This is a genomic window from Pseudonocardia hydrocarbonoxydans (assembly GCF_006539565.1).
Lineage (GTDB): Bacteria > Actinomycetota > Actinomycetes > Mycobacteriales > Pseudonocardiaceae > Pseudonocardia > Pseudonocardia hydrocarbonoxydans.
The window spans coordinates 88,985-115,591 of the sequence record NZ_BJNG01000038.1 but is presented as its reverse complement, the minus strand read 5'-3'; the positions used below and the strand labels follow the sequence as shown (position 1 = coordinate 115,591).

Here is a 26,607-nt window from a genome sequence, read left to right as displayed (position 1 = left end):
CCCTAGCCCGAGCAGCGCTGCCTCGGGCATTCGCACGCCCGGCACGGCGTCCACGAGGATTTGCCACAGTCCGCGCAGCCGCCACAGCCACCACGCCGAACGAACCAGCCTGCCGACTCGAACGACCAGAGGCACCGCCGCGCCCGCGGCCATCAGCCAGGTGGTCGCGGCGATGTTGAGGGCGAACAGCCCGCCGATGCAGGCCGCGCCGGTCGTCAGCCGGGCGATGACGACGACCCCCCAGAACGTCGCCGAGGAGACGAACGCCGCACACAGCAGCGCCAGCCCGACCTGCAACGACCTGGACCCGGCCCGGCGCGAGGACCTCGCGGTGACCAGCGCGGCGGGTACCACTGCGGCGACGTGTGCCACGCACAGCAGCCACCAGAACGGGCTATACCAGGGCACCTGCAGTGAGCTGACACAGCCTGCTTGGGCGCCTCCGTCGGCGATGTCGAGCAGAACGAGTCCGGCGCAGACAGCCACCGCCGACCCGTAGACCGGCAACGGGCGGCGGCGGCTCAGTGCTGCCAGCACGAAGTCCAAGATGAACGCCGCGCTGAGCACCCCCCACAGATTCATCAGGATGCCGCAGCTCCCCGCCAGCGCTGTGCTGCTCAGCAGTGCCGTGACCGGGTCGAGGTACACGGTGACGGACGCGGCGAGCCCCGCGACGGCCACCAGCAAACGCCGGCGCGGTGCCGACCGCACGGCGGTGGGCAGCCGCAGCGCCACGACGACCCACAGCGTCACGGTGCCGGCGACCAGAATCGGTTCGCCGGCCGCCGTCGCCAGGGCCAACAGGTCAGGCACCGAAGGACTCTTCCATCCAGAGGTCGGCGGGCTCCCGGTCGCGACCCGCCTCGTTCGCCCCCAGGGCCGCGGATCCGATCAGGCTGGCGACAAGCTCGGCCTCCCGCTCCTCGTCGGTTGCGTAGGTCGATCGCGCGAAGAGGTGGCCGACCAGGGTCGCGCTCGTGTGCGGGAGGATCCGGCGGGCCAACTCCAGCGGCAGGCAGCAGGCTTCGCGGTGGTCGGCGATCATGTGGCCGATCTCGTGCAGCACGATGTGCGCCTGGTGCAACGGGCTGGTGTCGGCCGCGTGGACGATCACGTCGCGATCGGCCTGGCGCAGCCACATCCCACAGGGGCCGCCCGCCGTGTTCATCGACGCGAACAGGTCGATGGGGCGGCCACGGTGGCGGGCCAAACCGGCCAGCAGCTCCGGGACGTCGAGCGGCCGCGGGATCCCCACATCGGCGTCGAGCGCCCGTACCAGTGCCCGGGCCCTTCGGTTGATCTCGACACAGCCCACCGGCTCCCCCGTCCGCCCCGTGGCGATCATGATCTCCGGCGAGAGTAGGCCGACCGGCCCACCCTGATGGGCATTCGGCTCAGCGTCGCCCGTTCGGGCGACGGGTCCGTTCCTGGAAGCGGGTCAGTTCGTCGATGATCGCGCCGACCGAGCGGCGGGCCTCGGGTCCCAGTTCGAGCGCGCGCAGGGCCAGGTCTTTGATCTCCGCGTCGCGGATGACCGCGAGCAGGGCAATCTCTTCGTCAACCAGCTGGGCCTGGGTGTCGTCGAAGAAGTATCCGACCGGCACCCCGAAGAATGTGGCGAGCGCCTCCAGGTGCTGCTTGGTGGGATTGTCGCGCCGACCCCGGTGCAACTGGTTGAGGTACTGGGCGGAGATCGTTGGGCCGCCCTGGGCGCGGATGCCGTCAGCGATCTCCTCGTAGGTGTACGGGCCGCGGTCCCGGGGATGCACGGTGGTCAGCAGGCGGTCGAGCCGCGCCGCGAACGCTCCGGCGTCCTCCATGTCCTGCTCCTCACTGGCTGGGTTGGTGTCAGCCTTGCAGGCCAACCTCAAATTTACCAGAAGATTTTCGGGCTTCGTTGACCTTGAATCAGTGCCAGCATAGTTTCAGTGCAGGATATCAACTGACAGGAGGTCGAGGATGGACGCCGTGCGACATCTCCGTGCGGCCGATCCGACGAGCGAGCTCGGCAGTGTCCTGCGGACACTCATCGCCGGCGCGACCAGGGAGTTGGTCGCGCTTCTCCCGGCAGAGCACCCGGTCGCGGACGGCCTTCGCATCGCCTTGCGCGATCGCCGCCCCTGCGGCGTCGGTGTCCGGGTCGTCCACGACGGCGGCGGCACGACGCCGTTCCCGGAGCCGGCGATCGTCCGCACCGTCGACCGGGTGCCGCAGGCGATCGTCGTCGTCGACCGGGCTGTGGCCCTCCTGTCGCCTCGGGCTCCGTGGACGCCGCCCACCATCGTCGACGGGGCGGCGGTCGTGCAGGCCTGCGCCACCGCTTTCGCGGGCATGTGGGCCTTCTCGCAGGAGTCCATGGATGCCGCACCGGTCAGGGACGGCGACGTGCTCCGCGCGCTGGGCGGCGGTTCGACCGACGAGTGCGCTGCCCGTGAGCTCAACATCTCCACTCGGACGTATCGCCGTCGCGTCGCCGAACTGATGGCGCAGCTGGGCGCGTCGAGCCGTTTCCAGGCCGGTGCGCTTGCAGCCGGCCGTGGCTGGGTCGACGGAGGCCGGCGTCCGGGGTAATGCACATGAGTTCCCCGGGCGCTGGCAGGAACTGGCCATGCGCATTGCCGGACTAGCTCGAACAACGCTAGAAAGAGGCGGTCACTGAAATCCGGAAGAAGACTCGGGAAACGAGTCCTCGCGTCGTCCACGACATTTCAAGGAGTTCTCTCATGGCAATTTCTCCGTTCTCGCGAACGAGCTCCTTCGGCCGGGACCGGGTGACCGGACTGCTCGCCGTCGCGATCGGTGCGGTCGCGCTCGTGGTTGGCGGCTCGGCCAGCTTCGTCATCGTCTCCCTGCTCGGCATCGAGACGACCGCCGCGCTGAAGATCGTCGACGCGATCCTGGCCGGATCCGCCGTCGCGACCGCCGTCGCCGCGGTCATCACGGGCGGGATCGGTGCCGCGGCGATCGCGACCATCCGATGGGCCGTCAGCCAGCTGGGTCGCAAGGAGGCTGCCGCGTGAGCGCCGGTCCGGGACGGGTCGATGCCCAGCCCGTCCCGGACCGCCGCCCGCCGTGCCACCGCGGCGGGTGGCGGGCCACGGTCCGGCCCGATCCGCTCTGCGTCACCGTCGCCGGGGTGCTGCTCGTGGGCACGATCGGCATCGGGTGGTCGGCCGCGGCTGAGGTGCGGCTGCCGGTGGACCGGGACCTGCTCCGCGCGGCCGATCTCGATCTTGTCCTGGCGATCGCCGGCCGCAACGCCGTCGTGGCTGCCACGTTGTTCTCCGGAGTGACGACGGCGGGTGTCTCCACGCTGCTCGCGCTCCCGGTCCTCGGAATCTATGTCGGTGTCGTGGTCCGGGCGGCGGTCACCGCCCTCGGGGCGGCGGAGGCCTCGGCCGTGCTGGCTCCCTTCCTCGTGATCGAGGTGGCGGCCTTCGTGCTGGCTGCGGCTTGGGGGCTGGGCCCGACCCGAGCCGCACTGGGGGCGTGGCGCGATCCGCAGGACCGGGCAGCGCGGATTCGCTCAGCGGCGTCCGGTTACGTGGCGGCGGCCGGGGCTAGCCTGTACGGCCTGCCGGTCGTCGGTGCCCTGCTGATGACGGCCGCGTTGCTCGAAACCTGGTCCGGAGTCCCCGGGTGACGGCCGAGTGCACACCGGTCGCCTTCATCGAGGACCGGCCGGGGCCGGGTCCGGGCGGTTGGGCCCGGTGCGCGCTCGGCGCACTGTCGGCAGCGGCGTGGGCGCTCGCGGCGCTCGCGCTCATGGCGCGTGCCGATCTCGTTGCGCTGCAGGTCGATCGCGGTGCGGCCGTGGATCCGGGCTACCGCGGGGTCGCCGTTGCAGCGGCGATGACGTTCGGGGGCCTCGGCTATGGCGCGCTGCTGGCCTCGCTGCAGCTGCTGGGCCGCCTCGGAGACCGGATGCTCAGCCGGATGTCACCCATGCTGGTCCCCGTCGTCGCCGGTCGAGTCACGGTCGACCTGATGCTCGTGGCGACGCTTGCCGCGGATCTGCTCCGCGACGTCGACACAGCTCGGCTGGGCACCGCGCTGCCACCGGCGACGGTCCTGCTCGTGGCTGCCCCGGTGTTTCTCGCCCATCGCGGATTCCGACGATCGGTCGGTATAGCCACGAACGTGTTGGCGGGCTCGATAGCGGTCGTCATCGGCGGTAGCGTTCTGGTGGTTCTGGGTGTGTGACAGCCGCGGGGGGAAATTGTGAAGAATGGTGACCAGACAAATGTCGAGCCGGCGCTGGAACGGTGGGGCGCGCGCGCCGTTGTCGGCGCGGTCGTGGTGCTGGGGGTCGTCGCGGTGATCGGCCTTGCCCTGTGGGACGAGCTCGGCGCGACCGACGTGGCCGACGCCGCGGCAGCCACCGCACTGGCTCGCGGCGCGGTGGTGGCCGCGCTGGTCTGTGCCGTCGTGGCGCTGCCCTTCGCCCTGCGGCCGGGGATGCTGCCCTGGGTGCTGCCGGCGGTGCTGAGCGTGGCGGGGGTGGCGCTGGTGGTGGGCTGGCGGGCGGCGGGCGCGGGCTCGGTGTGGGGAGCGGTGCAGGTCGCGGCAGCCGTGGTGTGCGGGCTGGCGGCGGTCGTCGCCGTGCTGACCGCCCCGGCAGTGGGTCGGGCCCGGGGCCGCACATGAGGGCCACCCTGTGGGCGGACCTGCGCTTCGTCGCCCGCGCCGACGCGTTGCAGTTCTGCCTGCGCAACAACATCGCACCGACACGGAACCTGCGGCGGGCGGCGGTGCTGCTCACCGTCGTCGGAGTCGTCGTCGCGGTGCCCGCGGCGGGCCTCCTGGCCGGGTTCGTCCTGGCCGTACTTGGGCTCTCGCTGCCGGTGGGTGCGGACGCGGTCTCCGGTGGGGTGCTGCTCCTCGCCGCGGGCCGCGCGCTCGCCGTCGCCGTGCGAGGCAACGCGGCCGGGACGCGGGCACGGGTGTTCGCGCCCCCCGACGTGGCCGTGCTGCGGCACTTCGAGATCTCGACGGCGGCCGTGCTCGCCGTCCGGGTCGCGGCCCCCGCGGTGCTGAGCGGGGTCGTCGGCGCCGTTCTCACGGGCTCGGTGCTGATCGGGGTGGGTCGCGGCTACGGAAACCCGGTGTCCCCGGTGTGGCTGGGATGCGCGGTCGCACTTGCGGTCGTGGGCTCGGCACTGGCCGCCGCCGCAGCCGCTCGGCCGCCCGTCGAGCGGCCGCGCCGGAGATGGTCGGCGCTGCTCGGCCTGCTGGTAGCGGCCCTGCTGGGCTGGTTGGCCGGCCGCGCTGGGATCGCCGCAGCCGAGCTGCTCGCCGTGGCTGGCGCACCAGCACTGATCACTCAGGTCGCGGGCGTCGGCTCGGCTGCCGCGGCCGCCGCGGGCAGCCCACTCGCCGTCGTCGTACCGCTCGTCGTGGCGGGCGGCGCCGTCCTCACGTTGCGGCGCGGGGGAGCCGAGCGGTGGCGGGCCGTGCTTCGGCCTCGTGCCGGGTCGATCGACACCGGCGGGCACTGCCGGCCGATCGACCTCGTCACGGTGGCGGTGCGCCGTGGCGAGCAGGGCGGCGCGGCACTGGCCCGGCGGGCGGGTCGGGTGTTCAGCATCGTGGGCGCGGGGCTGGTCGGCTCCGGTGTGGCCGCCCCCGGCCGGCTCGACCTCGCAGGGTCGGGCGTCGATGGGATCGCCGGTGGCGGTGTGTTGCTCACCATCGGGCTCGTGCTCGGCGGGCTGGTACGCGCAATCACCGGCCCGGCGGGCTGGGCTCGGCAGCTGCGCTGGACCGCCGAACGTGGCGTCGACAGACGCGCGCTCGTGGTCGGCTACATGTTGGGGTCGCTGCGGCCGCTGCTGCCCGTCGTGCTCGTTTGTGTCGGCCTCGCCATGCTCGCCGGGGATGCGGCGGTACTCGGCTTCGGCGTCTGCGCCGTCCTCGTCACCACGGCGTCGGGTCTGCTCGGTGACCTGTGGCAGGGCGGCAGCCAGGCCGGTGCCGACGGGTCGACGGAAAGCACGGCGGCGGGTGCGGCCGTCGGCATCGTCGTCGTCGCGGCAGGGGTGGTCCCGTGGGTCGTCCTGTCCGCACCAGGCTCCTGGATCGCCGGGACCGTCGTCGCCCTGGCGTCGATGGTTGCCGCCGCTGCGCTGCTCGACCGGACGGTGCTCGCATGAACGCCGACCCCGGCCCCGGCCGGCTCGTCTGTGAGCTGTCCGGTGTCTCCGCCGGCTACCGCCGCGACGTCGACGTGCTGACTGGTGTGGACCTGCGCGTTCCGCACGGATGCACACTGTTGACCGGCCCGAACGGGAGCGGCAAGTCCACCGTCGTGGAGCTCGTGGCCGGCACGTTGCGGCCGAGCAGGGGCTCGGTCACGGTGCTCGGGCTGCCTGCGAGCACCCCGGAGCTGCGCTCCCGGCGCACCGTGTGCCGCGCGACCCCTGCCCTGTATCCCGCCCTGACCGTCTCCGAGCACGTGTCGCTGCTCGAGATCGATCCCGGGAGCTTCGCGGAGCGCGCCGGGCGTTATGGCCTGGCCCGATGGCTCGACACACCCGTGCACGGCCTCTCCACCGGCAACGTTCGCAAGGCATGGCTACTGCTGACCACCGGCGCACCCGGCGAGCTGCTCGTCCTCGACGAGCCCTTCAACGGTCTGGACCCCCAGGGCGTCGGTGCCCTCGCCGGAGACATCGACACCTGGATGGCGACCGGATGTTCCGTCACAGTCGTGGCCCACGAGCCACCGGAGGTCTTCCGCGATCTTGTCGAGGTCACGATCCGGATAGCTGGCCCAGGCCTGCCCGAGCCCGCGGGAACCGGCCCCCGGTGATCGCGCTGGATGGAGTGACGGTGCGACTCGGGGGCCGCCCGGTTCTCGACGCCGTCACTTTCACGGCCCGGCGTGGCGAGATCACCGGGCTGGTCGGGCCCAACGGTGCCGGAAAGTCGACGGCCCTCCGCACGATCGTCGGGTTGGACCGGCCCGAGCTCGGCAGCGCAACTGTCGACGGGCTGCGATACATCGATCTGCCCTCCCCAGCCCGGGTGGTCGGGGCCGTGCTGGAGCACCGCGGGTGGCATCCGGGCCGGACGGTGGAGCGTCACCTGGCGTCGGTCGCGATCGGTGCGGGGGTGCCGCGGCGCCGGGTGGGCGAGTTGCTCGCCGAAGCCGGGCTCGAGCACGTGGCGCGTCGCCGAACCGGGGAACTGTCGCTCGGCACCGCTTCCCGGGTCGGGATCGTCGCCGCGGCGCTGGCCGACCCGACGGTCTACATACTCGACGAACCGATGAACGGCCTGGACCCGGTATCGGTGCGGTGGTTGCGCGCGTTCCTGCGCGGGCACGCGGACGCGGGACGCACAGTGCTGGTGTCGAGCCACCTCATCCACGAGCTGCAATCGATCGCCGACCGGATCGTCGTTCTCGACGACGGGCGGCTCGTCGCCGACGCCGACACCGAGTCGCTGCGCGGTGAGGGCACGGTGGTGCGAGTGCGGGTGCGGCCCGACCAGCTCGACGTGCTGCGGACCGTCCTGCTCCGCGCAGGCGGGAGCGTCGCACCGCAGCCGGGTGGTGCGGTCCTGGTCACCGGCCTGTGCGCAGCCGCGATCGGTGAACTGCTTGCCACGCACGCGCTCACGGCGCACGAGCTGACACCGGAGCGGGCCACGTTGGAGGACGCGTACCTGCGGCTCGTTTGCGGCCCGGCGGCACCACGGGGATCGGCGTGAGCGGGGGCACGGTCCGCTACCGGGCGGGCACGACGGGAGGGGGGTGGGGACGGGTGCTGCGGATGGAGGCGGCGAAGTTCGTCGCCACCCCGTCCTACCGGCGTCTGCTGGCGGTCACCGCTGCGCTGATGGTGCTACTCGGCTGCGGCTACGCGTGGCTGTCCACCGCCGGGGGTATCGGCGGCGCGCCCCTCGCCGGCACCGACCTGCACGCGTCGTTCCTCGCCGTCAACATCGCCCGGCTCGTCGTGGTGCCGCTGGGCGTGCTGGTGGTGGCCGACGAATTCGCCTCCGGCCAGATCCTGCTGTCGCTGCGGCTGTGCCCCGGGCGGACGACGCTGCTGCTGGCCAAGGCGGCGGTGCTCGCCGGCGCGGTGGCCGTCGTCGGTCTGGGCGGTGGTGCGGTGCTGGTCGCCGTCGACCTCGCGGCATCCGGGCCCGGTCCGGGCGTCGCCGAGTGCCTGCGGCTGCTCCTGGCCGGCGCAGCGCAGCCGGCGCTCGTGGCGGTGTTCGCACTCGGCGTCGCCGCCGTTCTGCGGTCGGCGGCGGGCGCGGTCAGCGGGGTCCTGGCCGTCTTTCTCGTGCTGCCGCTGTTCGCGGCCGTGCTGCCGGGGGTGGCGATGTGGCTTCCGCACACCGCGGCGAACGGGATGCTCGACGCCGACGGTGCGGGTGCGGCGCTGCTCTTGGCGGCCTGGGCGGTGGCCGCGCTGGCCCTGGGCGCGGCGGCGCTGCAGGTACGTCGACCGTGACTGCGCGGCTCCGCAGCGTGAACCTGCGTCGGATTGATCGCTCCGGTTGTGGCCCTCACCCTCGGATGAGGAAAGATGTTCCCCAGCATCCCGTCCTGCGCTCTCCCCGGCGCAGCGGCGCCCTGCAGACACGATGACGGAGGGAGCAGGACATGGCGGCGATGAAGCCCCGTACCGGTGACGGTCCCCTGGAGGTGACCAAGGAGGGGCGCGGCATCGTGATGCGCGTTCCGCTGGAGGGCGGTGGCCGCCTGGTCGTGGAGATGTCGGCCGAGGAGGCCAGCGACCTCGGCGACGCCCTCAAGGCCGCATCGGGCTGAACCGCACGGGCCGCCCCGGCGGCCCACCGGACGACACGGCACCCGTACGCGCACGCGTACGGGTGCCGTGCCGTCTCACCGCAGACCGAATCAGCGCAGTGAGCGGTAGATCTCCACGGTCCGGGCCGCGGCCTGCTCCCAGGCGAACTCCCGCTCGGCACGGGCCCGGCCGGCCGCCCCCATCTCCGCCGCGCGCGCGGGATCGGCCAGCAGGGCGTTGACGGCGTCGGCGACCCCGGCGCGGAAGTCGTCCTCGGCGTGCTGGTCGTAGTGCACCAGCGTGCCGGTCCGCCCGTCGTCGACGACCTCGGGGATGCCGCCCACGTCCGAGGCGACGACCGCGGTGCCGCACGCCATCGCCTCGAGGTTGACGATGCCCAGCGGCTCGTAGACCGACGGGCAGACGAACACCGTGGCCGCGGAGAGCAGCTGGCGGATCTCCGCGGTGGGCAGCATCCGGCGCACCCACACCACGTTCCCGCGGGCGGCGGACAGCTCGGCCACCGCCTTCTCGGTCTCCTCGGCGATCTCCGGGGTGTCCGGCGCCCCCGCGCACAGCACGATCTGGGCCGCCGGGTCGATGCGGTGGGCGGCGGCGACGAGGTGCCCGAGCCCCTTCTGGCGGGTGATCCGGCCGACGAACACGACGCTGGGCCGGTCCGGGTCGACGCCCGCGGCCACGACGGCGTCGCGCCGCTCGTCGGGGTGGTAGAAGACGGTGTCGATGCCGTTGTGCACCACGTGCACCCGGTCCGGGTCGAGCGCGGGGTAGCAGTCCAGCACGTCGGTGCGCATGCCCGCGCTCACCGCGATCACCGCGTCGGCGTACTCGTAGGAGGTGCGCTCCACCCACGAGGACAGGCGGTAGCCACCGCCGAGCTGCTCGGCCTTCCACGGCCGCCGCGGCTCCAGCGAGTGCGCGGTGACGACGTGCGGCACGCCGTGCAGGATCTTCGCCAGGTGCCCGGCCATGTTGGCGTACCAGGTGTGGGAGTGCGCGAGGTCGACGCCGTCGAGCGCGGCCACCATCGTCAGGTCGACGCCCAGGGTCTGCAGCGCCGGGTTCGCGCCCTGCAGCGCGCCGGGGGCGCGGTGGCCGAAGGTTTGCGGCCGGTCGGGGCGGGGTTCCCCGAAGCAATGGACGTCGACGTCGACGAGCGCCCGCAGCGCGGGCACCAGGTGCTCGACGTGCACCCCGGCCCCTCCGTAGACGTCGGGCGGGTATTCGCGGGTGAGCAGGCCGATGCGCACGCCGTGCACCGTAGCCGTCCGGGGACGCCCGCGGGCTGTCGTGCGGGGCACCGATCCAGATGTGGCCGGGCACCGTGTCGGGCCACTAGGGTCGACCTCGTGACGCTGCGGGGATGGCTGCTGTGACGGGCGCTCGGCTCTCGGCCGCTGCGCCCCGTGGTCTGTCGGCCAACGTGCTGGGCATCGTGCTCGCCGGCGGCGAGGGCAAGCGCCTGTGGCCGCTCACGGCCGACCGGGCCAAGCCCGCGGTCCCCTTCGGCGGCAACTACCGCCTGATCGACTTCGTGCTGTCCAACCTGGTCAACGCCGGGCTGCACCGCATCTGCGTGCTCACCCAGTACAAGTCGCACAGCCTCGACCGGCACATCTCCACCACCTGGCGGCTCTCCAGCGTGCTCGGGCAGTACATCACCACGGTCCCGGCCCAGCAGCGGCTCGGCCGCCGCTGGTACACCGGCAGCGCCGACGCGATCTTCCAGAGCCTCAACCTCGTCTACGACGAGCGCCCCGACTACATCGCGGTGTTCGGTGCCGACCACGTGTACCGCATGGACCCCAGCCAGATGATCGCCCAGCACATCGAGAGCGGCGCGGGCGTCACCGTCGCCGGCATCCGGGTGCCGCGGGCGGAGGCGAAGGCGTTCGGCGTCATCGCCTCCGACGAGTCCGGGAAGATCATCGAGTTCCTGGAGAAGCCGTCCGAGCCGCCGTCGGTGCCCGACGACCCCGACGTCACGTTCGCGTCGATGGGCAACTACGTCTTCACCACCGACGTCCTGCTCGACGCGCTGCGGGCCGACGCCGAGGACGGCGACTCCGACCACGACATGGGCGGCGACATCATCCCGCGCCTGGTGGACGAGGGTCAGGCGGCCGTCTACGACTTCGCCGAGAACGTGGTGCCCGGCGCCACCGACCGCGACTCGGGCTACTGGCGCGACGTGGGCACGATCGACGCCTACTACGAGGCGCACAACGACCTGTGGTCGGTGCACCCGATCTTCAACCTCTACAACGACCGCTGGCCGATCCGCACGGCCACCGCTCCGCTGCCCCCGGCGAAGTTCGTGGAGGGCGGCATCGCGCAGGACTCGATCGTCGGCTCCGGCACGATCATCTCCGGGGCCATCGTGCGCCGTTCGGTGATCAGCCCCAACGTGCTGATCCACGCCGGGGCGGAGGTGTCGGACTCGGTGATCCTGCCGGGCGTCCGCATCGGCCGCGGGGCGGTGGTGCGCGGGGCGATCCTGGACAAGAACGTCAGCATCCCCGACGGCGCGCTGGTCGGCGTCGACCTGGCCACCGACCGGGCCCGCTACACCGTCAGCCCCGGCGGGGTCGTGGTGCTCGGCAAGGGCATGACGGCCCTGTAGACGGTCGTGCGCGGGGACCGTGGCCGGAGCCACGGTTCCCCGCGCACGGGATGTCAGCCCTTGGCGTGCTGGTCGATCAGGCGGCCCAGGCGGGGCAGCGCCTCCTCGACGTTCTTCTGACCCTGCGGGCGCAGCTTCGCGTAGACCTTCTTGATGGCCTCGGAGCTGCTGCCGTTCGCCCGGGAGTCGCTGACGCCGAGCAGCGCGTTGGCGGCCTCGGCCGGGCGGGCCGAGAGGTAGGCGCCGAAGTCGGTGCCCGCGCTCGCGCGGTAGTCGGCGTAGAACGGCTCCAGCGCGGTGGCGAAGTCGGGCAGCATCTTGTCGACCGCGCTGGTCACGATGCCCGGCTTGACCTTCTTGACCGTGGCGTAACCGGTCTTGATGACGGCGCCGGAGACACCGCCGGAGTCCGAGACCTCCTGGTCGACCAGCGTCTGCAGGTCCGTCACGACGGCGGGGCGCCGGGTCGGGTCCAGCAGGATGGCGTTGAGGGTCTGCGTCACGGGTGTGTCGTCCTCTCTGATCCGTTCACCGAGGCATCTCGGCCGGGTCGAGACGGTAATGCAAGATCCATCCCGGGCCGTGCGCGGGGGCACTCGATCAGGTGGCGGCCACGGCGGCCAGCAGGCCGTCGCCCAGGGGCAGCAGCACCGGCACGAGCCGCTCGTCCTCGCGCACCTGGCGGGCCACCTCGCGCAGCGCGACGCTGCCCGCGTCGGCCGCCGCGGGGTCGGTGACGCCGCCGGTGAGCACGCCCGCCATCGCGACCACCCCGCCCGGGCGCAGCAGCCGCACGGCCTCGTCGAGGTAGCGGGGGTAGTCGGTGCTGCTCGCGTCGACGAACACCAGGTCGTAGCCGGCGTCGGTGAGGCGCGGCAGCACCTCCAGGCCCATCCCGTTGATCAGCCGCAGGCGTCCGGGGGCGTACCCCGCGGCCACGAACGCCGACCGGGCGACCCGCTGCGCCTCCGGGTCGACGTCGATCGAGGTGAGCACGCCGTCGACGGCCATGCCCCCGAGCAGCCAGAGCCCGCTGACCCCCGCCCCGGTCCCGATCTCGACGACGGCGCGGGCGCCGATGGCGGCCGCGAGGAAGCGCAGGCCCGCGCCGCAGCCCGGGGCGATCGGGGCGCAGCCGAGCGCGTCGCCGCGGGCCCGTGCGTCGCGGACGACGTCGTCCTCGGCCAGGTATCCCTCGACGTAGTCGCGGACGGCCCACGGGTAGCCGTCGTCCGTGCGGACGGTCATGGGGGGAGGCTACTGTGCTGCGGTTTCACAGGTTCCTCTCAGTCGGTTCTCACCCGTCGTTCACAGCGGTAGGGCACCGTGGAGCACAGATCGGCCGGGGTCGTCGGCCGGTGCACCGCAGACCGGGGAACCCCCCGGCCCCTGGGGACGTTGGCACGAGCAGCACGACCCGCGCCGAGAGGGTTCGAGAACACCATGACCGACGGCCTGGCCACCGCCACCGCCCCGCAGTCCGTGGGGACGGTGCTGCCCGGCGAGGGTGTGCCGTGGACCCCGCCGACGTGGGACGAGGTCGTGCGCGAGCACGCGGACCGGGTGTACCGACTCGCCTACCGCCTCACCGGTAACCCGCACGACGCCGAGGACCTCACGCAGGAGACGTTCGTCCGGGTCTTCCGCAACCTCGCCTCCTACCGCCCCGGCACGTTCGAGGGCTGGCTGCACAGGATCACCACCAACCTGTTCCTCGACATGGTCCGGCGCCGCGCCCGCATCCGGATGGAGGCGCTGCCGGAGGACTCCGAGCGCATCCCGGGCCGCGGGCCCGAGCCGGAGCAGGTGTTCTCCGACACCCACCTCGACCCCGCGTTGCAGACCGCGCTCGACGCACTGCCGCCGGAGTTCCGCGCCGCGGTCGTGCTCTGCGACGTCGAGGGGCTGTCCTACGAGGAGATCGGCGCGACCCTCGGGGTGAAGCTGGGTACGGTGCGCAGCAGGATCCACCGCGGACGCGCCGCGCTCCGGGCCGCCATCGAGCGTGACCGGTCCGCGGCGGCCGGGTCGAGGGTGCCGGAGGAGGCCAGGGCATGAGCGAGCGTCGGCTGTTCACGGTCAACAGGTCCGAGTGGGGTCAGACGCACCTCACGTCGGACGCGGTCGTGGCCTTCGTCGACGACGAGCTCGCCCGGCGCCCGCACGCCCGCGCCACCCAGCATGTCGCCGCCTGCCCGGACTGCGCGGCCGAGGTCGTCGCCCAGCGGCAGGCCCGCACGGCGCTGCGCGGCGCGTCCTGCCCGTCGCTGCCGTCCTCACTGCTCACCGCGCTGCGCGCGATCCCGCAGGACACCGAGCTGCCCGAGCCGCCCGCGGGGCTGGCCGTCAGCACCGAGGGGGAGCTGGTCTCGGTCGTGCGCGCCCCCGCCCCCGCCCCCGCCCCCGAGCCCGTGCCGGAGCCCGACCGGCCCGCCGCGTCCCGCCCGCGCTCCAACCGCCGAATGCGGATCGGCGCCGGGGCCGCCGTCTCCGGCCTCGCCATCGGCGCCCTCGCGTTCGGCGGCACGGCGCTCCCGACGGTCGCGGCGCCCACCGCCACCGACCGGGGCGTCCTCGGCGGCTCGGTGCTGGGCCCCGGCGGGGTGGTGCCGGCCCGGCTCGGGCTCGACGCGCCGTCCCCCGGCGGCGACACCCGCCTCGGCGGCCTGGCGCGCAGCCCCCGCACCTACCTGGGGCACGGCATCCACTGACGGCCCCGGCGGGTCGGTACGCGGACTTCACCCCGGCTGCGGCACGCTGACCGCGGCCCGTCCCGCCCGCCGCCCCAGGAGCGCCCGCCCCCGATGACAGACCGCGCGACCAGCGACGCCGACCGCGAGCCGGTCCGGCCGGCGGCCGATCCGGGGGACGCGCCCGGCGCCGCCCCGGCTGCCGACGCGCCGTCGTCGGCGGCCTCGGGCGAGGGACCCCCGCGACTGGCCCCCCGTCCCCTCGACCGTCCCGCCGTCGACGCCACGGCGGAGTCGGTGTTCGGGCGCCCCGCCGGGCTGTCCGGGGGGTTCGCCGGCCCGGCCGCCCGCGCCGCCGCCCCGCCGGTCGCGACGGTCGCCCCGCCCGCGCTCGCCGCCGCCTTCGGGCGCCCGGCGGGGGCCGACGACACGCTGCAGCGCCCGCCCGCGTCGACCGGGTCCGAGCCGGGCGCCGAGGACCCGTTCTGGGCCGGCTCCGGCGACGACCCGTGGCGCGACCCGGGCAGCGGCGTCGCGCTCGGACCGCCCGCCGTCGACCCCGGGGCGCCCGCGGCCGCGCCCACCGGGGAGGGGGCGCGGCTGAGCCTGCGCGAGGTGCTGTTCGGCCGCCGCGTCCATCCCCGCGCGCTGGCCCTGCTGGCGGTGCTCGCGCTCGCCGTCGGCGCCGTGGGCGGTCTGGTCGGCCGGTTCAGCGCGGAGGGCGCGAACGCGCTCACCGAGCCCGGGGTCACCCTGGCCGCGGTCGAGCCGGCGCTGGAGCGCCCGCCCGGCTCGGTCGCCGACATCGCGCAGCGGGTCGTGCCCGCCGTCGTCTCCATCGAGGTCCGGGTGGGGGAGGAGGGCGGGACCGGGTCCGGCGTCGTCATCGACGGCGGCGGCTTCGTGCTCACCAACAACCACGTCGTCGCCCCGGCCGCGGAGGTGGCGGGGGCGTCGATCGAGACGGTGTTCAGCGACGGCACGCGCACGCAGGCCGCGATCGTCGGGCGCGACCCGAAGACCGATCTCGCCGTGATCCGGGTGGGCGTCACCAACCCGGTGGTCGCGCAGATCGGCTCGTCCGGCTCGCTGGCCGTCGGCGACGCCGTGATCGCCGTCGGCTCCCCGCTGGGCCTGGCCGGCACCGTCACCGACGGCATCGTCAGCGCGCTCGACCGGCCGGTGCGGCTGGAGGGCGGCGGCAACGTCAACGCCGTGATCGACGCGATCCAGACCGACGCCGCCATCAACCCGGGCAACTCCGGCGGCCCGCTGGTCGACGCCACGGGCGCGGTGGTCGGCATCAACACCGCGATCAGCAGCATCGGCGGCGGCGAGGGCGGGTCGATCGGGCTCGGGTTCGCCATCCCCATCGACGACGCCCGCGTGATCGCCGAGGAGCTCATCCGCACCGGGGTCGTGAAGCACGCCGAGCTGGGCGTCAACGCCCGCTCGGTCGAGGACGACACGTCGGCCGGCGCGCAGGTGCAGAACGTCCAGCAGGGCGGGGCCGCCGCGGCGGCCGGGATCCTGGAGGGCGACGTGATCGTCACGCTGGGGGAGCGGGCGATCTCCGGTGCCGACGAGCTGGAGGTGGCCGTCCGGGAGTTCGAGCCTGGGGCCACGGTGCCGGTCGGGATCGTGCGGGAGGGCCGCCCGCTGACGGTGTCGGTGGTGCTGGCCTCGGACTGACGCGGCCCGCCCGGTAGGATCCGGTCATGTTCGACAGCGTCGGCTGGGGCGAGATCATGGTGTTGGTCGTGGCCGGGCTGTTCATCCTCGGTCCCGAACGGCTCCCGGCGGCGGCCGCCTGGCTGGGCGGTGCGATCCGGCAGGTCAAGGAGTACGCCACCGGCGCCCGCGACCAGCTCAAGGGCGAGCTCGGCCCGGAGTTCGACGAGCTGCGCAAGCCGCTGGAGGAGCTGCGGGGCCTGCGCAACTTCAACCCGAAGACCGCGGCCACCCGTGCCCTGTTCGACGACGGGCCGGCCGTGAAGCCCAACGGGTTCGCGCCCCGCAACGGCATGGCCGCGAGCACGCCGTACCTGTCGAAGCAGAACGGCGGCGCCGCCCCCGCCGCCCCCACGGCGCCCGAGCCCCACCCGGCCACCGGCCCGGCGCCGGAGACGCTCGCGAAGAACGAGCGCCCCCCGCTCGACCCCGACGCCACCTGACCTAGCCGGTCGCGGGCCGCGGCCGCTGCAGGTGCCAGTCGGTGACGGCCTGGAACGCGTGCGCGGCGGAGAGCACGGCCCGGTCGGCGTGGCGCGGGCCGACGATCTGCAGCCCGATCGGCAGCCCTCCGCGGGTGAACCCGCAGGGCACGCTCGCGGCCGGCTGCTGCGTCATGTTGAACGGGTAGGTGAACGGCGTCCACGACGTCCACCGCTCGCCCCACCCCGCCGGTGACTCGACCCCGGCCTCGAACGCGGGGATCGGCATCGTCGGGGTGAGCAGCAGCGCGTGCCGGGTGTGGAACTCGCCCATCGTCCGGCCGAGGTCGTTGCGCACGGCCATCGCGGTGAGGTAGTCCAGCGCGCTCGCCCGCGCCCCCTCCTCGGCGACGGCGACCAGCGCCGGGTCCATCAGCGCGCGCTGTTCCGGGCCCAGGTGCTCGATCGACTTGGCGGCCCCGGAGAACCACAGCGTGTGGAACGCCTCGACGGGGTCGGTGAAGCCGGGGTCGGCCTCGGTGAGCAGGGCCCCGAGCGAGGCGAAGACGTCGACGGCCGACTCGAACGCCGCCGCCACCTCGGGGTCGAGCCGGACGTAGCCCAGCGTCGGGCTGACCGCGATCCGCATACCGGCCATCGCGGTCTCCCCGAGGCGCCCGTTCGTCGGCGCGGCCGGCGCCAGCGCCCACGGGTCGCGCGGGTCGAAGCCGGAGATCGCGTCGAGCAGCAGGGCGGTGTCGGCGGCGCTGCGCGTCATCGGGCCGACGTGCGCGAGCGTGCCGTACGGGCTGGCCGGCCAGTTCGGCACGCGGCCGTAGGTCGGCTTGATCGTCGACGTGCCGGTGAACGCGGCCGGGATGCGGACCGAGCCGCCCCCGTCGGTGCCGAGGGAGAGCGCGCCCATCCCGAGCGCGACGGCCGCCGCGCTGCCCCCGCTCGACCCGCCCGCCGTCGTCGACGGGTCCCACGGGTTGCGGGTGACGCCGGTCAGCGGCGAGTCGGTGACGCCCTTCCAGCCCAGCTCCGGGGTGGTGGTGCGGCCGATGATGACGGCGTTGTGCTCGCGCAGCCGGGCGACGGCCGGGGCGTCGACCTCCCACGGGCCCGCCGGGTCGATCGTCCGCGACCCGCGCAGCGTGGGGCGGCCCGCGGTGAGCAGCAGGTCCTTGATCGAGGTCGGTACGCCGTCGAGGGAGCCCCGGGGCTCGCCCCGGTGCCAGCGCGCCTCCGACTCCTTGGCCGCCGCCTGCGCCTCGTCGGCCTGCACCAGGCAGAACGCGTTGACGACCGGGTCGTAGGTCTCGATCCGGGCCAGCGCGTCGTGGGTGGCCTCGACGGGCGACAGCTCGCCCGTGCGGTACGCCGCGAGCAGCTCGACGGCGGAGAGGTCGGCGGAGGTCATCGGGCACTTCCCGTCACGAAGCCCAGCGTCTTGTCGACGACGTTGGCCAGGGGTTCCCCCGCCCGGAAGCGGGCGAGGTTGGCGACGAACAGGGCCTCCAGCTCGTCGCGCCAGCCGAGGATGTCACCCGACATGTGCGGCGAGACGACGACACCCGGCAGCTCCCACAGCGGGGAGTCGGCGGGCAGCGGCTCGGCCTCGAACACGTCGAGGGCGGCCCCGGCGAGCGTGCCGGCGCGCAGGGCGGCGATCAGGTCGTCCTGCACGACCAGCGCGCCGCGGCCCACGTTGACGACCCGTGCCCCGGCCGGGAGCAGGCCCAGCGCGGTGGCGTCGAGCATGCCGCGGGTGGAGTCGGTGAGCGGGGCGGCGAGCACCAGCCACTCCGCGCGGGGCAGCAGGGCGGGCAGGTCGTCGATCGCGTGCACGCCCTCGCCCGCGCGGCGCCCCACCAGCTCGACGCGCATCCCGACCGCCGCGAGCATCGCCGCGGTGGCCCGCCCGATCGGCCCGCTGCCGACGACGACGGCGGTGCGCCCGCCGACCCGCTCGGTCTCCCGGTGACGCCACTGCCGCTGCGACTGGGCGTGCAGCGTGCCCGCCAGGTCCTTGGCCATCGCGATGACCAGCCCGGTGACGTACTCGGCGATCGGGGTGTCGAAGACGCCGCGCGAGTTCGTCAGGACCACCTCGGAGTCGAGCAGGGCCGGGAACGTCAGCCGGTCGACGCCCGCGCTCGCGGTGTGCACCCAGCGCAGCGCGTCGGCGGCGGGGAAGGCCTCGCGCACGGCCGTGGAGGTGAAGTCCCAGACGAGCAGGACCTCCGTGCCCGGCAGTGCGGCCTCCAGCGTCTCGTCGGTCACGAAGCGGACGTTCGGCCCGTCGAGGTGCTTCGGGCGGTCGTCGGAGTGCAGGATCGTGACGACGGGATCGTGCCCCTGATCTGCGGAAACGGGCACGTTCACGATCCTCTCGACGGTCCGGCGACGGTGATTGACACGCTATGAAGCGCTCGTATGATTGTCAACAATCTACCCCTCCGACCCGAGGTGATCTCCGTTGTCGAAGCTCCTGCGCATCCGTCTCGAGCGCCGCGGCGTCTCGTGCGTGGCCGAACTGCTGGAGAAGCAGGCCCCGCGCACGGTCGCCGCGGTGTGGGAGGCGACGGCCGACGGCCCGCTCGCCGGGCCCGCCCAGCACGCCAAGTACGCGCGCAACGAGGTGTACACGATCGTCCCGCGCTTCGGCCCGCGGATCGGCCACGAGAACACCACCGTCACCCCGATCCCGGGCGACCTGTGCTACTTCGACTTCGCGGGCGGCGTCCTGGACACCGCGTTCAAGGCCGACCAGGGCATCGACCAGGAGGCGGGTGGCATCGACCTGGCGATCTTCTACGGCCGCAACAACCTGCTGATCAACGGCGACGTCGGCTGGGTGCCCGGCAACGTGTTCGGCGCGATCACCGAGGGTCTCGACGCGATGGCCGAGGCCTGCCACGACGTGTGGCGCTCGGGCAGCGTCGGCGAGCGACTGGTCTACGAGCGCGCATGACCACCGTCGGCATCCTCTACCCCGGCTTCTCCGCCGAGGACGACTACCCGCGGGCCGAGCGGCTCCTGGACGGGCCGCTGCTGCCGCTGGTGCACACCGAGATGCGCGAGGACGCCCACCGCGTCGACGCCCTGCTCGACATCGGCGGCGACGAGGTGCTGGCCGCGGGTGCCCGCGCGCTGCCCGGCCCGCTCGACTCGATCGTCTGGGCCTGCACGTCGGGCAGCTTCGTCTTCGGCTGGGACGGCGCCGCCGCGCAGGTGGCGGCGCTCGGCGCCGCGGCGGGCGTCCCGGCGTCGAGCACGTCGTTCGCGTTCGCCGACGCCTGCGCGCACCTCGGGGTCACCCGCGTCGCGGTCGGGGCCACCTATCCCGACGACGTCGCCGAGCGGTTCGTCGCGTTCCTGGCCCGGGCGGGTGTCGAGGTGCTGGCGCTGTCCGCGCGGGGGATCGTCACCGCGGCGGAGGTGGGCACGCTGCCCCCCGAGGACGTGCTGGCCTTCGCCGAGGCGGCCGACCACGCCGACGCGCAGGCCGTGCTGCTGCCCGACACGGCGCTGCACACCGTCGACCTGCTCGACGCGCTCGACGCGCGCGTCGGCAAGCCGGTGCTCACGGCCAACCAGGTGAGCATCTGGCAGGGGCTGCGGCTCGCCGGTGCCGCCGGGCCGCGGGCCGGGCTCGGCCGGCTGTTCGCGGAGTAGCGCGGTGGACCTGACGGATCTGGAGCCGGTCGAGCGGCGCTCCACCGCGGCGATCGTCGCCGACCGCATCCGCACCGCGATCATGCGCGGCACCTTCCCGCCCGGCACCCAGCTCGGCGAGGTGGAGCTGGCCGCGCGGCTCGGGGTGAGCCGCGGGCCGCTGCGGGAGGCGATGCAGCGGCTGGTGGCCGAGGGCCTGCTGCGCAGCGAGCGCCATCGCGGGCTGTTCGTCCGTGACCTCGACGCCGCCGACGTCCGCGACATCTACCACGCCCGGGCGTCCGTCGAGCGGGCCGCCGGTCTGCTGCTGCTCGACGGCGACCGCGAGGCCGCGGCCGACCGGCTCGACGCCGCGCTGGCCGTCATGGCCGGCGCTGCGGCCGCGGGCGACCCGGCCGCGGTCGCCGACGCCGACCACGCCTTCCACGCCGAGTTCGTCGCGGCGTCGGGGAGCCCGCGGCTGCGCCGGATGGCCGACGGCCTGCTCGTGGAGACCCGGATGTGCCTGGCCGCGCTGCAACAGACCGCCCCGCCGTCCGCTGGGCTGCTCGCCGAGCACCGGGAGCTGTGCGAGGCGGTGCGGGCCGGGGACCGCGACCGCCTCACGGCCGTGCTGGAGGCCCACATGGCCGACGCGGTGGGTCGCCTGCTCGCCCCGTCCGCGGTCCCCGGCGCCTCCCTCCCGGCCTGAGCCCGCGCACCGGCGGCCGCGTATGCGTCCGCACACCGGCTTTCCCGGCCCGCACACCGGATCCGGCCCCCACACACCGGTCGTAGCCGGTGTGCCGGGTAGGGAACCGGTGTGTCGTGGGGCGGGTCGTGGTGTTCGTGCCCGCGGACCGGGGTCAGCCGGGCACCCTGCGCCCCATGGACGAGCCTCCGGTGATGTTGCGGCCGCGGTTGCTGGCGGCAGGGTGGTCGGACGGGGAGCTCCGTCGGCGCCGGCGCTCCGGTGAGCTGGTCGCGGTCGGGCGCGGCGGGTACCTCCCCGCGACGGACCCCCGGCTCGTCGAGGCCGCGGCGGCGCACGCGCTGCGCATCGAGTCGGGTGAGCCGCTGAGGGCCGACGACTCCGTGGTCAGCCACGTCTCCGCCGCCGTGGTGCACGGGCTCCCGGTCTGGAACCTCCCGCTGGACCGCGTGCACCGCACCCGCGATCGCCGCACCGGCGGACGGCGCACCCCCACCGCGCATCTGCACGCCGCCCCGCTCGACGCGGGGGAGGTGACGGAGGTGGGCGGCCGGCTCGTCACCACGGTCGCCCGCACCCTCGCCGACATCGGCCGGACCGCGGGGTTCGAGCAGGTGGTCGTTCTGGCCGACGCCGCGCTGCACCGGCGCCTGGTGGATCCGGAGGCGTTGCAGCAGGCGCTGCTGCGGGCGGCGGGGTGGCGGGGCGTGCCCGCCGCGCGCCGGGCCCTGGAGTTCGCCGACCACCGGGCCGAGAGCGTCGGGGAGTCGCGCAGCCGGGTGGCGATCGCGCGGGCCGGGTTGCCGGTGCCGCACCTGCAACGGGAGGTGTCGTCCGGGCAGGTGTGGCTCGGGCGCGTCGACTTCGCCTGGCCCGGCGTCGTCGGGGAGTTCGACGGCCGCGTGAAGTACGGCAAGTACCTGCGGCCGGGCCAGGACCCGGGCGATGCGGTGTTCGCCGAGAAGCAGCGCGAGGACCGCATCCGTGACGAGGGACTGCGGGTGGTCCGGTGGATCTGGGACGAGCTGCGCCGCTTCGGCGAGGTGAGCGAGCGCCTGCGCCGCGCCCTCGCCGGCGGCCGTTGACGGACCGCCCGACACACCGGTCCCGCCGCCCGCGCACCGGTCGCAGCCGGTGTGCGGCGCACGGGACCGGTGTGTGTCCCTCCGCGCCCGGCGCACTTCCCGGTCCGGCGCCTTGTCCGCCCCGGGGCCCGTGTGCTTTCCTCGCTGTTGTCGACAATCCGACAACACCAGGAGTGCTCATGGCCCGGCTGTCCCCCGTCCTCCAGCAGGCGACCCCCGTGCAGGCCGCGCGCGGTGAGGGCGTCCACCTGTACGACACCGACGGCCGCCGCCATCTCGACTTCACCGCGGGCATCGGCGTCACCAGCACCGGGCACTGCCACCCGAAGGTGGTCGCCGCGGCGCAGGAGCAGGTCGCGACGCTGATCCACGGCCAGTACACGACGGTGATGCACCAGCCGCTGCTGCGCCTCGCCGAGCGCATGGGCGAGGTCCTGCCGTCGGGGATGGACCGGGTGTTCTTCCTCAACTCCGGCAGCGAGGCCGTCGAGGCGTCGGTGCGGCTGGCCCGCCACGCCACCGGCCGGCAGACGATCATCGCCTTCGACGGCGGCTTCCACGGCCGCACGATGGGCGCCGCCGCGCTCACCACGTCGGGGGCCAAGATCCGCGCGGGCATCGGCCCGATGATGGGTGGGGTCGCGTTCGCGCCGTTCCCCTACGCGTTCCGCTACGGCTGGAGCGAGGAGGAGACGGTCGCGTTCTGCCTCAAGGAGCTCGACCGGGTCCTGGTGACGGCCGCACCCGCCCGGGACGTGGCCGCGTTCCTCATCGAGCCCGTGCTCGGCGAGGGCGGCTACGTGCCCACGCCGCCCGCGTTCCTGAAGGGCCTGCGCGAGCGCGCCGACGCCCACGGCATCATGCTGATCGCCGACGAGGTGCAGACCGGCTACGGCCGCACGGGCCGGTTCTGGGGCCACCAGCACACCGACGGCCTCACCCCCGACATCCTCATCACCGCCAAGGGTCTCGCGTCCGGCTTCCCGCTCTCCGCCATCGCGGCCCCGGAGGCGATCATGGGCAAGGCGCTGCCCGGTTCGCAGGGCGGCACCTACGGCGGCAACGCGGTGTCCTGCGCCGCCGCGCTGGCCACGCTGGAGGTCATCGCGGAGGAGAACCTGGTCGACAACGCCCGCGAGCAGGGGCTGCGGCTGCTGGAGGGCCTGCGCAAGGTGGCCGTGGAGAACCCCGCCATCGCCGACGTCCGCGGGCTGGGGCTGATGGTCGGCAACGAGTTCCTGACCGCCGACGGCGCGCCCGACGCCGCCGCGGCGGGCCGGGCGCACGCGGCCGCGGCCGAACGCGGCCTGCTGCTGCTGACCTGTGGCCCGTTCGGCAACGTCGTGCGGATGATCCCGCCGCTGATCGTCACCGCCGAGCAGGTGGAGGAGGGCGTGCAGATCTGGTCGGAGGCGGTGCGGGCCTGACGGGGCCGTGCGCGGGGACCGTGGCCCGGCCACGGCCCCCGCGCACCGGCTACCGGCTGACCGGCGTCAGGTTCAGGCTCATCCCGGCCAGCCCGCGGGCCCGGGTCGTCAGCTTGTCGGAGACGCCCTTGAGCGCCCGCGCGGCGGCGCTGTCCGGGTGGGTGAGCACGATCGGGGTGCCGGCGTCGCCGCACTCGCGCAGCGCCGTGTCCAGCGGGACCTGGCCCAGCAGCGGAACCGGCGCGCCGATGGCGCGGGTCAGCGAGTCGGCGACGGTCTGCCCGCCGCCGGAGCCGAAGACCTCCATCCGGGTGCCGTCGGGCAGCTCCATCCACGACATGTTCTCCACGACGCCCGCGATCCGCTGCTTGGTCTGCAGCGCGATCGACCCGGCCCGCTCGGCCACCTCGGCCGCGGCCTGCTGCGGCGTGGTGACGACGAGCAGCTCGGCGTTGGGGATGAGCTGGGCGGTGGAGATGGCGATGTCGCCGGTGCCCGGGGGCAGGTCGAGCAGCAGGATGTCGAGGTCGCCCCAGAACACGTCGGCGAGGAACTGCTGCAGCGCGCGGTGCAGCATCGGGCCGCGCCAGACGACCGCCTCGTTGCCCGGGGTGAACATCCCGATGGAGATGACCTTCACGCCGTGCGCCTGCGGCGGCATGATCATGTCGTCGACCTTGGTGGGCAGCGTGGTGGTGCCCAGCATGCGCGGGACCGAGTGGCCGTAGATGTCGGCGTCGACGACCCCGACCGACAGCCCGCGCGCGGCCATGGCCGCGGCCAGGTTGACCGTGACCGAGGACTTGCCGACGCCGCCCTTGCCCGACGCCACGCAGTACACGCGGGTCATCGACCCGGGCTGCGCGAACGGGATCACCGGCTCGGCCGCGTCGCCGCGCAGGCCGCGGCGCAGCTCGGTGCGCTGCTCGTCGTTCATGACGTCGAGCTCGACGCGGACCTCGCTGACGCCGGCCACGGCACCCACGGCCGTGGTGACGCGCGTGGTGATCGTGTCCTTCATGGGGCAGCCGGCGACGGTGAGGTACACGCCGATGTGGGCGAGGCCCTCCGGCGACACGGAGACGCTCTTGACCATCCCCAGGTCGGTGATCGGCTTGTGGATCTCCGGGTCCTCGACGGTGGCGAGCGCGGCCCGCACGGCCTGCTCGACGGTGGTGGTTCCGGTGGAGGTGGACACGCCGCCATGCTACGTGGACCTCCGGATCCCGCCCGCCGGTCCGTAGCATCAGCCGACGTGCCCTCCCGTGACGTCACCGACAGCGCGCCGGACGCGGCCGCGCGCGTCACCCCGTCGGTCGAGCAGCTCACGGCCTGGCGGGCCTTCCTGCGGGCGCACGCGACGATCACGCGGCGGCTGGAGTCCGAGCTCCTCGCGGAGCAGGACCTGTCGCTGGCCGCCTACGACGTGCTGGTGCAGCTCGCCGAGGCGCCGGGGCGCCGGTTGCGGATGACCGAGCTCGCCGAGGCCGTGCTGCTCTCGCGCTCGGGCGTGACCCGCCTGGTCGACCGGATGGAGCAGAGCGGGCTGGTGGCGCGCACCCGGGTCGAGGGCGACGGCCGGGGCGTGGCCGCGGAGCTGACCGACCAGGGCTTCGGCCGGCTGCGGACCGCCTCGCGCACCCACCTCGCGGGGGTGCTGCGGCACTTCGTCGCCCGCCTCGACGCCGACGACCTGTGCGCGCTGGAGCGGATCAGCCGCCGGCTCTCCGGCTGATCCGGTCGGCGAGGCGGTCGAGCTCGCCGCGCAGGTAGTCGCGGGTGACGGTCTCGCCGACCGCGATCCGCAGCGCGGCCAGCTCGCGGGCCAGGTACTCGGTGTCGGCCTTGGTGCGCTCGGCGCGGGTGCGGTCCTCGTCGAGGGCGACGCGGTCGCGGTCGTCCTGGCGGTTCTGCGCCAGCAGGATCAGCGGCGCGGCGTAGGCGGCCTGGGTGGAGAAGGCCAGGTTGAGCAGGATGAACGGGTAGGGGTCCCAGCGCAGCGACACCGCCGTGAGGTTGAGCGCGATCCAGACGATCACGATGACGGTCTGGATCGCCAGGAACCGCCCCGTGCCCAGGAACCGGGCGATGCGCTCGGAGAGCTTGGCGAAGCCGTCGGGGTCGAGCTCGAAGGGGCGCCGTCCCGGGCGGTCGAGCCTGCGGCGCGGGGCGTCAGGCATCGGCAGGCTCCGTGGGGGCGGCCTCCGTCGGGGCCTCCTCGGTGAACCGGTCGCGCCAGTCGTGGGGGAGCAGGTGGTCGAGCACGTCGTCGACGGTGACGGCGCCGAGCAGGTGGTCCTGGTCGTCGACGACGGGGCCGGCCACCAGGTTGTAGGCCGCGAAGTACCGCGCGATGCCGCCGAGCGTGGCGTCCGGGGACAGCCGCGCGAGCTCCTTGTCGAGCACGCCCGCCACCAGCTCGTAGGGCGCCTCGCGCAGCAGCCGCTGCACGTGGGCGCAGCCCAGGTAGCGCCCGGTCGGGGTCTCGGTGGGCGGCCGGCAGACGAACACCATGCTGGCCAGCGCCACGGGCAGGTCGGGGTTGCGGACCCGGGCCAGCGCCTCCGCGACGGTGGCGTCGGGCCGCAGGATCACCGGCTCCGGTGTCATCAGCCCGCCCGCGGTGTCGCCCGAGTACGACATCAGCCGCCGCACCGGCCCCGACTCGCCCGGCTCCATCAGGGCCAGCAGCGCGTCGGACTCCGCCTGCGGCAGGTCGCCCAGCAGGTCGGCCGCGTCGTCGGGACTCATCGCCTCCAGCACGTCGGCGGCCCGTTCGTCGTCGAGCTCGGCGAGCAGCCTGCGCTGGTCGGCGTCGGACAGCTCCTCGACGACGTCGGCGAGCCGCTCGTCGTCGAGGGCGTCGACGACCTCGCGGCGGCGCTTGTCCGGCAGCTCCGACAGCGCGGCGGCGACGTCGGCGGCGCGCATCGTCTCGAACACCGTGAGCAGGCCCGCGGTGCCCTGGCGGTCGGTGAGCGACAGGCCGGTGACCGCGCCCCACGGCAGCTCCTGCACCTGGCCGCGGCGGCCGAGGCGGTGCCGCCGGGCGCGCACCGCCAGCCGGCTGATCACCCAGTCGCGGGAGCGGGTCGGCTCGATCGCCGCGTCGACGACCAGCGCGGGCGCCCCGCCGTCGACGATCGTGACGGGGGCGTCGAGCAGCTGGCCCAGCACGAGCGTCTCGTTGGGGCGCTGGCCGAACCCGCGCAGGCTGACCGACCCCGTCGCCAGGGTGACCGATCCCGGGTCGATCGACGTCACGCGCAGCATCGGCACGAAGATGCGCCGCCGGGTGACCATCTCCACCACGAGCCCCAGCACCCGCGGGGGGCTCGCGTCGACCCGCACGGTGACGACGACGTCGCGCACCCGCCCGATCCGCTCGCCGTCGGGCCCGAACACCGACAGCCCCGCCAGCCGTGCGACGAAGACCCGGTCCGACCCCATACCCGCAGCCTAGGGCGTGTC

At 74.2% G+C, this 26,607-nt stretch carries 32 protein-coding genes; 21 read left to right on the top strand and 11 right to left on the bottom strand.

All coding sequences use genetic code 11. The features are described from left to right. From PHY01_RS21285 to PHY01_RS21275, 3 genes are all read right to left on the bottom strand, one after another. Nucleotides 1–813, bottom strand: an 813-nt coding sequence (locus PHY01_RS21285) for a hypothetical protein (RefSeq protein WP_141281129.1), incomplete at its 3' end; no start/stop codon positions are given. Beyond that, nucleotides 806–1,345 (bottom strand): hypothetical protein, encoded by a 540-nt coding sequence (locus tag PHY01_RS21280; RefSeq protein ID WP_141281127.1) that lies wholly within the window; start codon nucleotides 1,343–1,345, stop codon nucleotides 806–808. The genes PHY01_RS21285 and PHY01_RS21280, both read right to left, overlap by 8 nt. Before the next feature lie 49 nt (nucleotides 1,346–1,394). Then, the gene (locus PHY01_RS21275; protein WP_141281125.1) at nucleotides 1,395–1,820 is read right to left on the bottom strand and encodes a helix-turn-helix domain-containing protein; all 426 of its coding nucleotides are present in this window, start codon (nucleotides 1,818–1,820) and stop codon (nucleotides 1,395–1,397) included. A 139-nt stretch (nucleotides 1,821–1,959) separates the two neighbouring features. Here PHY01_RS21275 and PHY01_RS27770 point away from each other — a divergent pair, with 139 nt between their 5' ends. From PHY01_RS27770 to PHY01_RS21225, 10 genes are all read left to right on the top strand, one after another. Then, a complete protein-coding gene (locus PHY01_RS27770) occupies nucleotides 1,960–2,571 on the top strand; it encodes a helix-turn-helix domain-containing protein (protein WP_174824145.1) in 612 nt (203 codons plus the stop codon). 152 nt (nucleotides 2,572–2,723) lie between these two features. After that, nucleotides 2,724–3,020, top strand: coding sequence for an uberolysin/carnocyclin family circular bacteriocin (locus PHY01_RS21265; protein WP_141281123.1), 297 nt, complete (start codon nucleotides 2,724–2,726; stop codon nucleotides 3,018–3,020). A gap of 116 nt (nucleotides 3,021–3,136) precedes the next feature. Beyond that, nucleotides 3,137–3,643, top strand: coding sequence for a stage II sporulation protein M (locus tag PHY01_RS21260; protein WP_170183913.1), 507 nt, complete (start codon nucleotides 3,137–3,139; stop codon nucleotides 3,641–3,643). Then, entirely contained in the window at nucleotides 3,640–4,203 is a 564-nt protein-coding gene (locus PHY01_RS21255) for a hypothetical protein (protein ID WP_141281119.1), read from the top strand. The genes PHY01_RS21260 and PHY01_RS21255 overlap by 4 nt, the downstream gene beginning before the upstream one ends. A gap of 18 nt (nucleotides 4,204–4,221) precedes the next feature. Continuing rightward, a complete protein-coding gene (locus tag PHY01_RS26670) occupies nucleotides 4,222–4,647 on the top strand; it encodes a hypothetical protein (RefSeq protein ID WP_170183912.1) in 426 nt (141 codons plus the stop codon). Beyond that, on the top strand, nucleotides 4,644–6,152 hold the full coding sequence (locus PHY01_RS21245) for a hypothetical protein (RefSeq protein ID WP_141281117.1): 1,509 nt from the start codon (nucleotides 4,644–4,646) through the stop codon (nucleotides 6,150–6,152). The genes PHY01_RS26670 and PHY01_RS21245 overlap by 4 nt, the downstream gene beginning before the upstream one ends. After that, the gene (locus PHY01_RS21240; protein WP_141281115.1) at nucleotides 6,149–6,811 is read left to right on the top strand and encodes an ABC transporter ATP-binding protein; all 663 of its coding nucleotides are present in this window, start codon (nucleotides 6,149–6,151) and stop codon (nucleotides 6,809–6,811) included. The genes PHY01_RS21245 and PHY01_RS21240 overlap by 4 nt, the downstream gene beginning before the upstream one ends. Before the next feature lie 20 nt (nucleotides 6,812–6,831). Then, nucleotides 6,832–7,713, top strand: a complete 882-nt coding sequence (locus PHY01_RS21235; RefSeq protein WP_170183911.1) for an ATP-binding cassette domain-containing protein — start codon at nucleotides 6,832–6,834, stop codon at nucleotides 7,711–7,713. Beyond that, entirely contained in the window at nucleotides 7,710–8,465 is a 756-nt protein-coding gene (locus PHY01_RS21230; protein WP_141281111.1) for a hypothetical protein, read from the top strand. The genes PHY01_RS21235 and PHY01_RS21230 overlap by 4 nt, the downstream gene beginning before the upstream one ends. 152 nt (nucleotides 8,466–8,617) lie before the next feature. Next, nucleotides 8,618–8,785, top strand: a complete 168-nt coding sequence (locus PHY01_RS21225) for a DUF3117 domain-containing protein (RefSeq protein ID WP_084211001.1) — start codon at nucleotides 8,618–8,620, stop codon at nucleotides 8,783–8,785. A 90-nt stretch (nucleotides 8,786–8,875) separates the two neighbouring features. Here the strand turns inward: PHY01_RS21225 and glgA are convergent, their stop codons facing one another. Continuing rightward, on the bottom strand, nucleotides 8,876–10,036 hold the full coding sequence (gene glgA / locus PHY01_RS21220) for a glycogen synthase (RefSeq protein ID WP_141281109.1): 1,161 nt from the start codon (nucleotides 10,034–10,036) through the stop codon (nucleotides 8,876–8,878). Nucleotides 10,037–10,149: 113 nt separating this feature from the next. On the opposite strand from glgA, the gene glgC reads away from it, so the two are divergent. Beyond that, complete coding sequence (gene glgC / locus PHY01_RS21215) at nucleotides 10,150–11,409, top strand: glucose-1-phosphate adenylyltransferase (RefSeq protein WP_141281107.1); 1,260 nt, start codon at nucleotides 10,150–10,152, stop codon at nucleotides 11,407–11,409. Nucleotides 11,410–11,462: 53 nt separating this feature from the next. Here the strand turns inward: glgC and PHY01_RS21210 are convergent, their stop codons facing one another. Next, nucleotides 11,463–11,912 (bottom strand): DUF6918 family protein, encoded by a 450-nt coding sequence (locus tag PHY01_RS21210; protein WP_141281105.1) that lies wholly within the window; start codon nucleotides 11,910–11,912, stop codon nucleotides 11,463–11,465. 97 nt (nucleotides 11,913–12,009) lie between these two features. Then, nucleotides 12,010–12,657 carry an O-methyltransferase gene (locus PHY01_RS21205; protein ID WP_141281103.1) on the bottom strand — a complete coding sequence of 216 codons (648 nt, stop codon included), beginning with the start codon at nucleotides 12,655–12,657 and terminating at the stop codon, nucleotides 12,010–12,012. Between the two features lie 195 nt (nucleotides 12,658–12,852). Here PHY01_RS21205 and sigE point away from each other — a divergent pair, with 195 nt between their 5' ends. The 4 genes from sigE (at nucleotide 12,853) to tatB (ending at nucleotide 16,273) form a co-directional block, all read left to right on the top strand. Continuing rightward, nucleotides 12,853–13,467, top strand: a complete 615-nt coding sequence (gene sigE, locus PHY01_RS21200) for an RNA polymerase sigma factor SigE (protein ID WP_141281101.1) — start codon at nucleotides 12,853–12,855, stop codon at nucleotides 13,465–13,467. Further along, nucleotides 13,464–14,120, top strand: a complete 657-nt coding sequence (locus PHY01_RS21195; protein WP_141281099.1) for an anti-sigma factor family protein — start codon at nucleotides 13,464–13,466, stop codon at nucleotides 14,118–14,120. The genes sigE and PHY01_RS21195 overlap by 4 nt, the downstream gene beginning before the upstream one ends. 93 nt (nucleotides 14,121–14,213) lie before the next feature. After that, nucleotides 14,214–15,791, top strand: a complete 1,578-nt coding sequence (locus tag PHY01_RS21190) for a S1C family serine protease (protein ID WP_141281097.1) — start codon at nucleotides 14,214–14,216, stop codon at nucleotides 15,789–15,791. A gap of 26 nt (nucleotides 15,792–15,817) precedes the next feature. Continuing rightward, entirely contained in the window at nucleotides 15,818–16,273 is a 456-nt protein-coding gene (gene tatB / locus PHY01_RS21185) for a Sec-independent protein translocase protein TatB (RefSeq protein ID WP_141281095.1), read from the top strand. 1 nt (nucleotide 16,274) lies between these two features. On the opposite strand, the gene PHY01_RS21180 is transcribed toward tatB, so the two are convergent. Then, nucleotides 16,275–17,675, bottom strand: a complete 1,401-nt coding sequence (locus PHY01_RS21180; protein WP_141281093.1) for an amidase — start codon at nucleotides 17,673–17,675, stop codon at nucleotides 16,275–16,277. After that, nucleotides 17,672–18,634: a D-2-hydroxyacid dehydrogenase gene (locus PHY01_RS21175; protein ID WP_141281091.1), complete on the bottom strand. Its 963-nt coding sequence runs from the start codon at nucleotides 18,632–18,634 to the stop codon at nucleotides 17,672–17,674. Before PHY01_RS21175 ends, PHY01_RS21180 begins: the two co-directional genes overlap by 4 nt. Nucleotides 18,635–18,734: 100 nt before the next feature. Between PHY01_RS21175 and PHY01_RS21170 the strand changes: the two genes are divergently transcribed. The 5 genes from PHY01_RS21170 (at nucleotide 18,735) to PHY01_RS21150 (ending at nucleotide 23,136) form a co-directional block, all read left to right on the top strand. Then, entirely contained in the window at nucleotides 18,735–19,229 is a 495-nt protein-coding gene (locus tag PHY01_RS21170; protein ID WP_218030265.1) for a DUF3830 family protein, read from the top strand. Then, nucleotides 19,226–19,933 carry a maleate cis-trans isomerase family protein gene (locus tag PHY01_RS21165; RefSeq protein WP_141281089.1) on the top strand — a complete coding sequence of 236 codons (708 nt, stop codon included), beginning with the start codon at nucleotides 19,226–19,228 and terminating at the stop codon, nucleotides 19,931–19,933. Before PHY01_RS21170 ends, PHY01_RS21165 begins: the two co-directional genes overlap by 4 nt. A 4-nt stretch (nucleotides 19,934–19,937) precedes the next feature. Next, entirely contained in the window at nucleotides 19,938–20,624 is a 687-nt protein-coding gene (locus tag PHY01_RS21160; RefSeq protein WP_141281087.1) for a GntR family transcriptional regulator, read from the top strand. Between the two features lie 176 nt (nucleotides 20,625–20,800). Further along, nucleotides 20,801–21,709 (top strand): hypothetical protein, encoded by a 909-nt coding sequence (locus tag PHY01_RS21155; RefSeq protein ID WP_141281085.1) that lies wholly within the window; start codon nucleotides 20,801–20,803, stop codon nucleotides 21,707–21,709. A gap of 179 nt (nucleotides 21,710–21,888) precedes the next feature. Further along, a complete protein-coding gene (locus PHY01_RS21150; RefSeq protein ID WP_141281083.1) occupies nucleotides 21,889–23,136 on the top strand; it encodes an aspartate aminotransferase family protein in 1,248 nt (415 codons plus the stop codon). A 49-nt stretch (nucleotides 23,137–23,185) separates the two neighbouring features. Here PHY01_RS21150 and PHY01_RS21145 read toward each other — a convergent pair whose 3' ends face one another. Next, entirely contained in the window at nucleotides 23,186–24,334 is a 1,149-nt protein-coding gene (locus PHY01_RS21145) for an Mrp/NBP35 family ATP-binding protein (RefSeq protein WP_141281081.1), read from the bottom strand. A gap of 57 nt (nucleotides 24,335–24,391) precedes the next feature. Here PHY01_RS21145 and PHY01_RS21140 point away from each other — a divergent pair, with 57 nt between their 5' ends. Continuing rightward, a complete protein-coding gene (locus tag PHY01_RS21140) occupies nucleotides 24,392–24,871 on the top strand; it encodes a MarR family winged helix-turn-helix transcriptional regulator (protein ID WP_246086044.1) in 480 nt (159 codons plus the stop codon). Here the strand turns inward: PHY01_RS21140 and PHY01_RS21135 are convergent. Beyond that, a complete protein-coding gene (locus PHY01_RS21135) occupies nucleotides 24,849–25,316 on the bottom strand; it encodes a DUF1003 domain-containing protein (protein WP_141281077.1) in 468 nt (155 codons plus the stop codon). The genes PHY01_RS21140 and PHY01_RS21135 overlap by 23 nt on opposite strands. Beyond that, nucleotides 25,309–26,586, bottom strand: coding sequence for a magnesium transporter MgtE N-terminal domain-containing protein (locus PHY01_RS21130; RefSeq protein WP_141281075.1), 1,278 nt, complete (start codon nucleotides 26,584–26,586; stop codon nucleotides 25,309–25,311). The genes PHY01_RS21135 and PHY01_RS21130 overlap by 8 nt, the downstream gene beginning before the upstream one ends. Between the last annotated feature and the right edge of the window lie 21 nt (nucleotides 26,587–26,607).

Excerpts from the sequence above, each read along its gene's own strand:
- PHY01_RS21245 (WP_141281117.1), top strand. The coding sequence starts at position 4,644 with ATGAGGGCCACCCTGTGGGCGGACCTGCGCTTCGTCGCCCGCGCCGAC.
- PHY01_RS21275 (WP_141281125.1), bottom strand. The coding sequence starts at position 1,820 with ATGGAGGACGCCGGAGCGTTCGCGGCGCGGCTCGACCGCCTGCTGACC.
- PHY01_RS21155 (WP_141281085.1), top strand. The coding sequence starts at position 20,801 with ATGGACGAGCCTCCGGTGATGTTGCGGCCGCGGTTGCTGGCGGCAGGG.
- sigE (WP_141281101.1), top strand. The coding sequence starts at position 12,853 with ATGACCGACGGCCTGGCCACCGCCACCGCCCCGCAGTCCGTGGGGACG.
- PHY01_RS27770 (WP_174824145.1), top strand. The coding sequence starts at position 1,960 with ATGGACGCCGTGCGACATCTCCGTGCGGCCGATCCGACGAGCGAGCTC.
- PHY01_RS21180 (WP_141281093.1), bottom strand. The coding sequence starts at position 17,675 with ATGACCTCCGCCGACCTCTCCGCCGTCGAGCTGCTCGCGGCGTACCGC.
- PHY01_RS21280 (WP_141281127.1), bottom strand. The coding sequence starts at position 1,345 with ATGATCGCCACGGGGCGGACGGGGGAGCCGGTGGGCTGTGTCGAGATC.
- PHY01_RS21195 (WP_141281099.1), top strand. The coding sequence starts at position 13,464 with ATGAGCGAGCGTCGGCTGTTCACGGTCAACAGGTCCGAGTGGGGTCAG.
- PHY01_RS21150 (WP_141281083.1), top strand. The coding sequence starts at position 21,889 with ATGGCCCGGCTGTCCCCCGTCCTCCAGCAGGCGACCCCCGTGCAGGCC.
- PHY01_RS21130 (WP_141281075.1), bottom strand. The coding sequence starts at position 26,586 with ATGGGGTCGGACCGGGTCTTCGTCGCACGGCTGGCGGGGCTGTCGGTG.
- PHY01_RS21165 (WP_141281089.1), top strand. The coding sequence starts at position 19,226 with ATGACCACCGTCGGCATCCTCTACCCCGGCTTCTCCGCCGAGGACGAC.
- PHY01_RS21205 (WP_141281103.1), bottom strand. The coding sequence starts at position 12,657 with ATGACCGTCCGCACGGACGACGGCTACCCGTGGGCCGTCCGCGACTAC.
- PHY01_RS21190 (WP_141281097.1), top strand. The coding sequence starts at position 14,214 with ATGACAGACCGCGCGACCAGCGACGCCGACCGCGAGCCGGTCCGGCCG.
- PHY01_RS21240 (WP_141281115.1), top strand. The coding sequence starts at position 6,149 with ATGAACGCCGACCCCGGCCCCGGCCGGCTCGTCTGTGAGCTGTCCGGT.
- glgC (WP_141281107.1), top strand. The coding sequence starts at position 10,150 with ATGGCTGCTGTGACGGGCGCTCGGCTCTCGGCCGCTGCGCCCCGTGGT.
- PHY01_RS21225 (WP_084211001.1), top strand. The coding sequence starts at position 8,618 with ATGGCGGCGATGAAGCCCCGTACCGGTGACGGTCCCCTGGAGGTGACC.
- PHY01_RS21265 (WP_141281123.1), top strand. The coding sequence starts at position 2,724 with ATGGCAATTTCTCCGTTCTCGCGAACGAGCTCCTTCGGCCGGGACCGG.
- tatB (WP_141281095.1), top strand. The coding sequence starts at position 15,818 with ATGTTCGACAGCGTCGGCTGGGGCGAGATCATGGTGTTGGTCGTGGCC.
- PHY01_RS21135 (WP_141281077.1), bottom strand. The coding sequence starts at position 25,316 with ATGCCTGACGCCCCGCGCCGCAGGCTCGACCGCCCGGGACGGCGCCCC.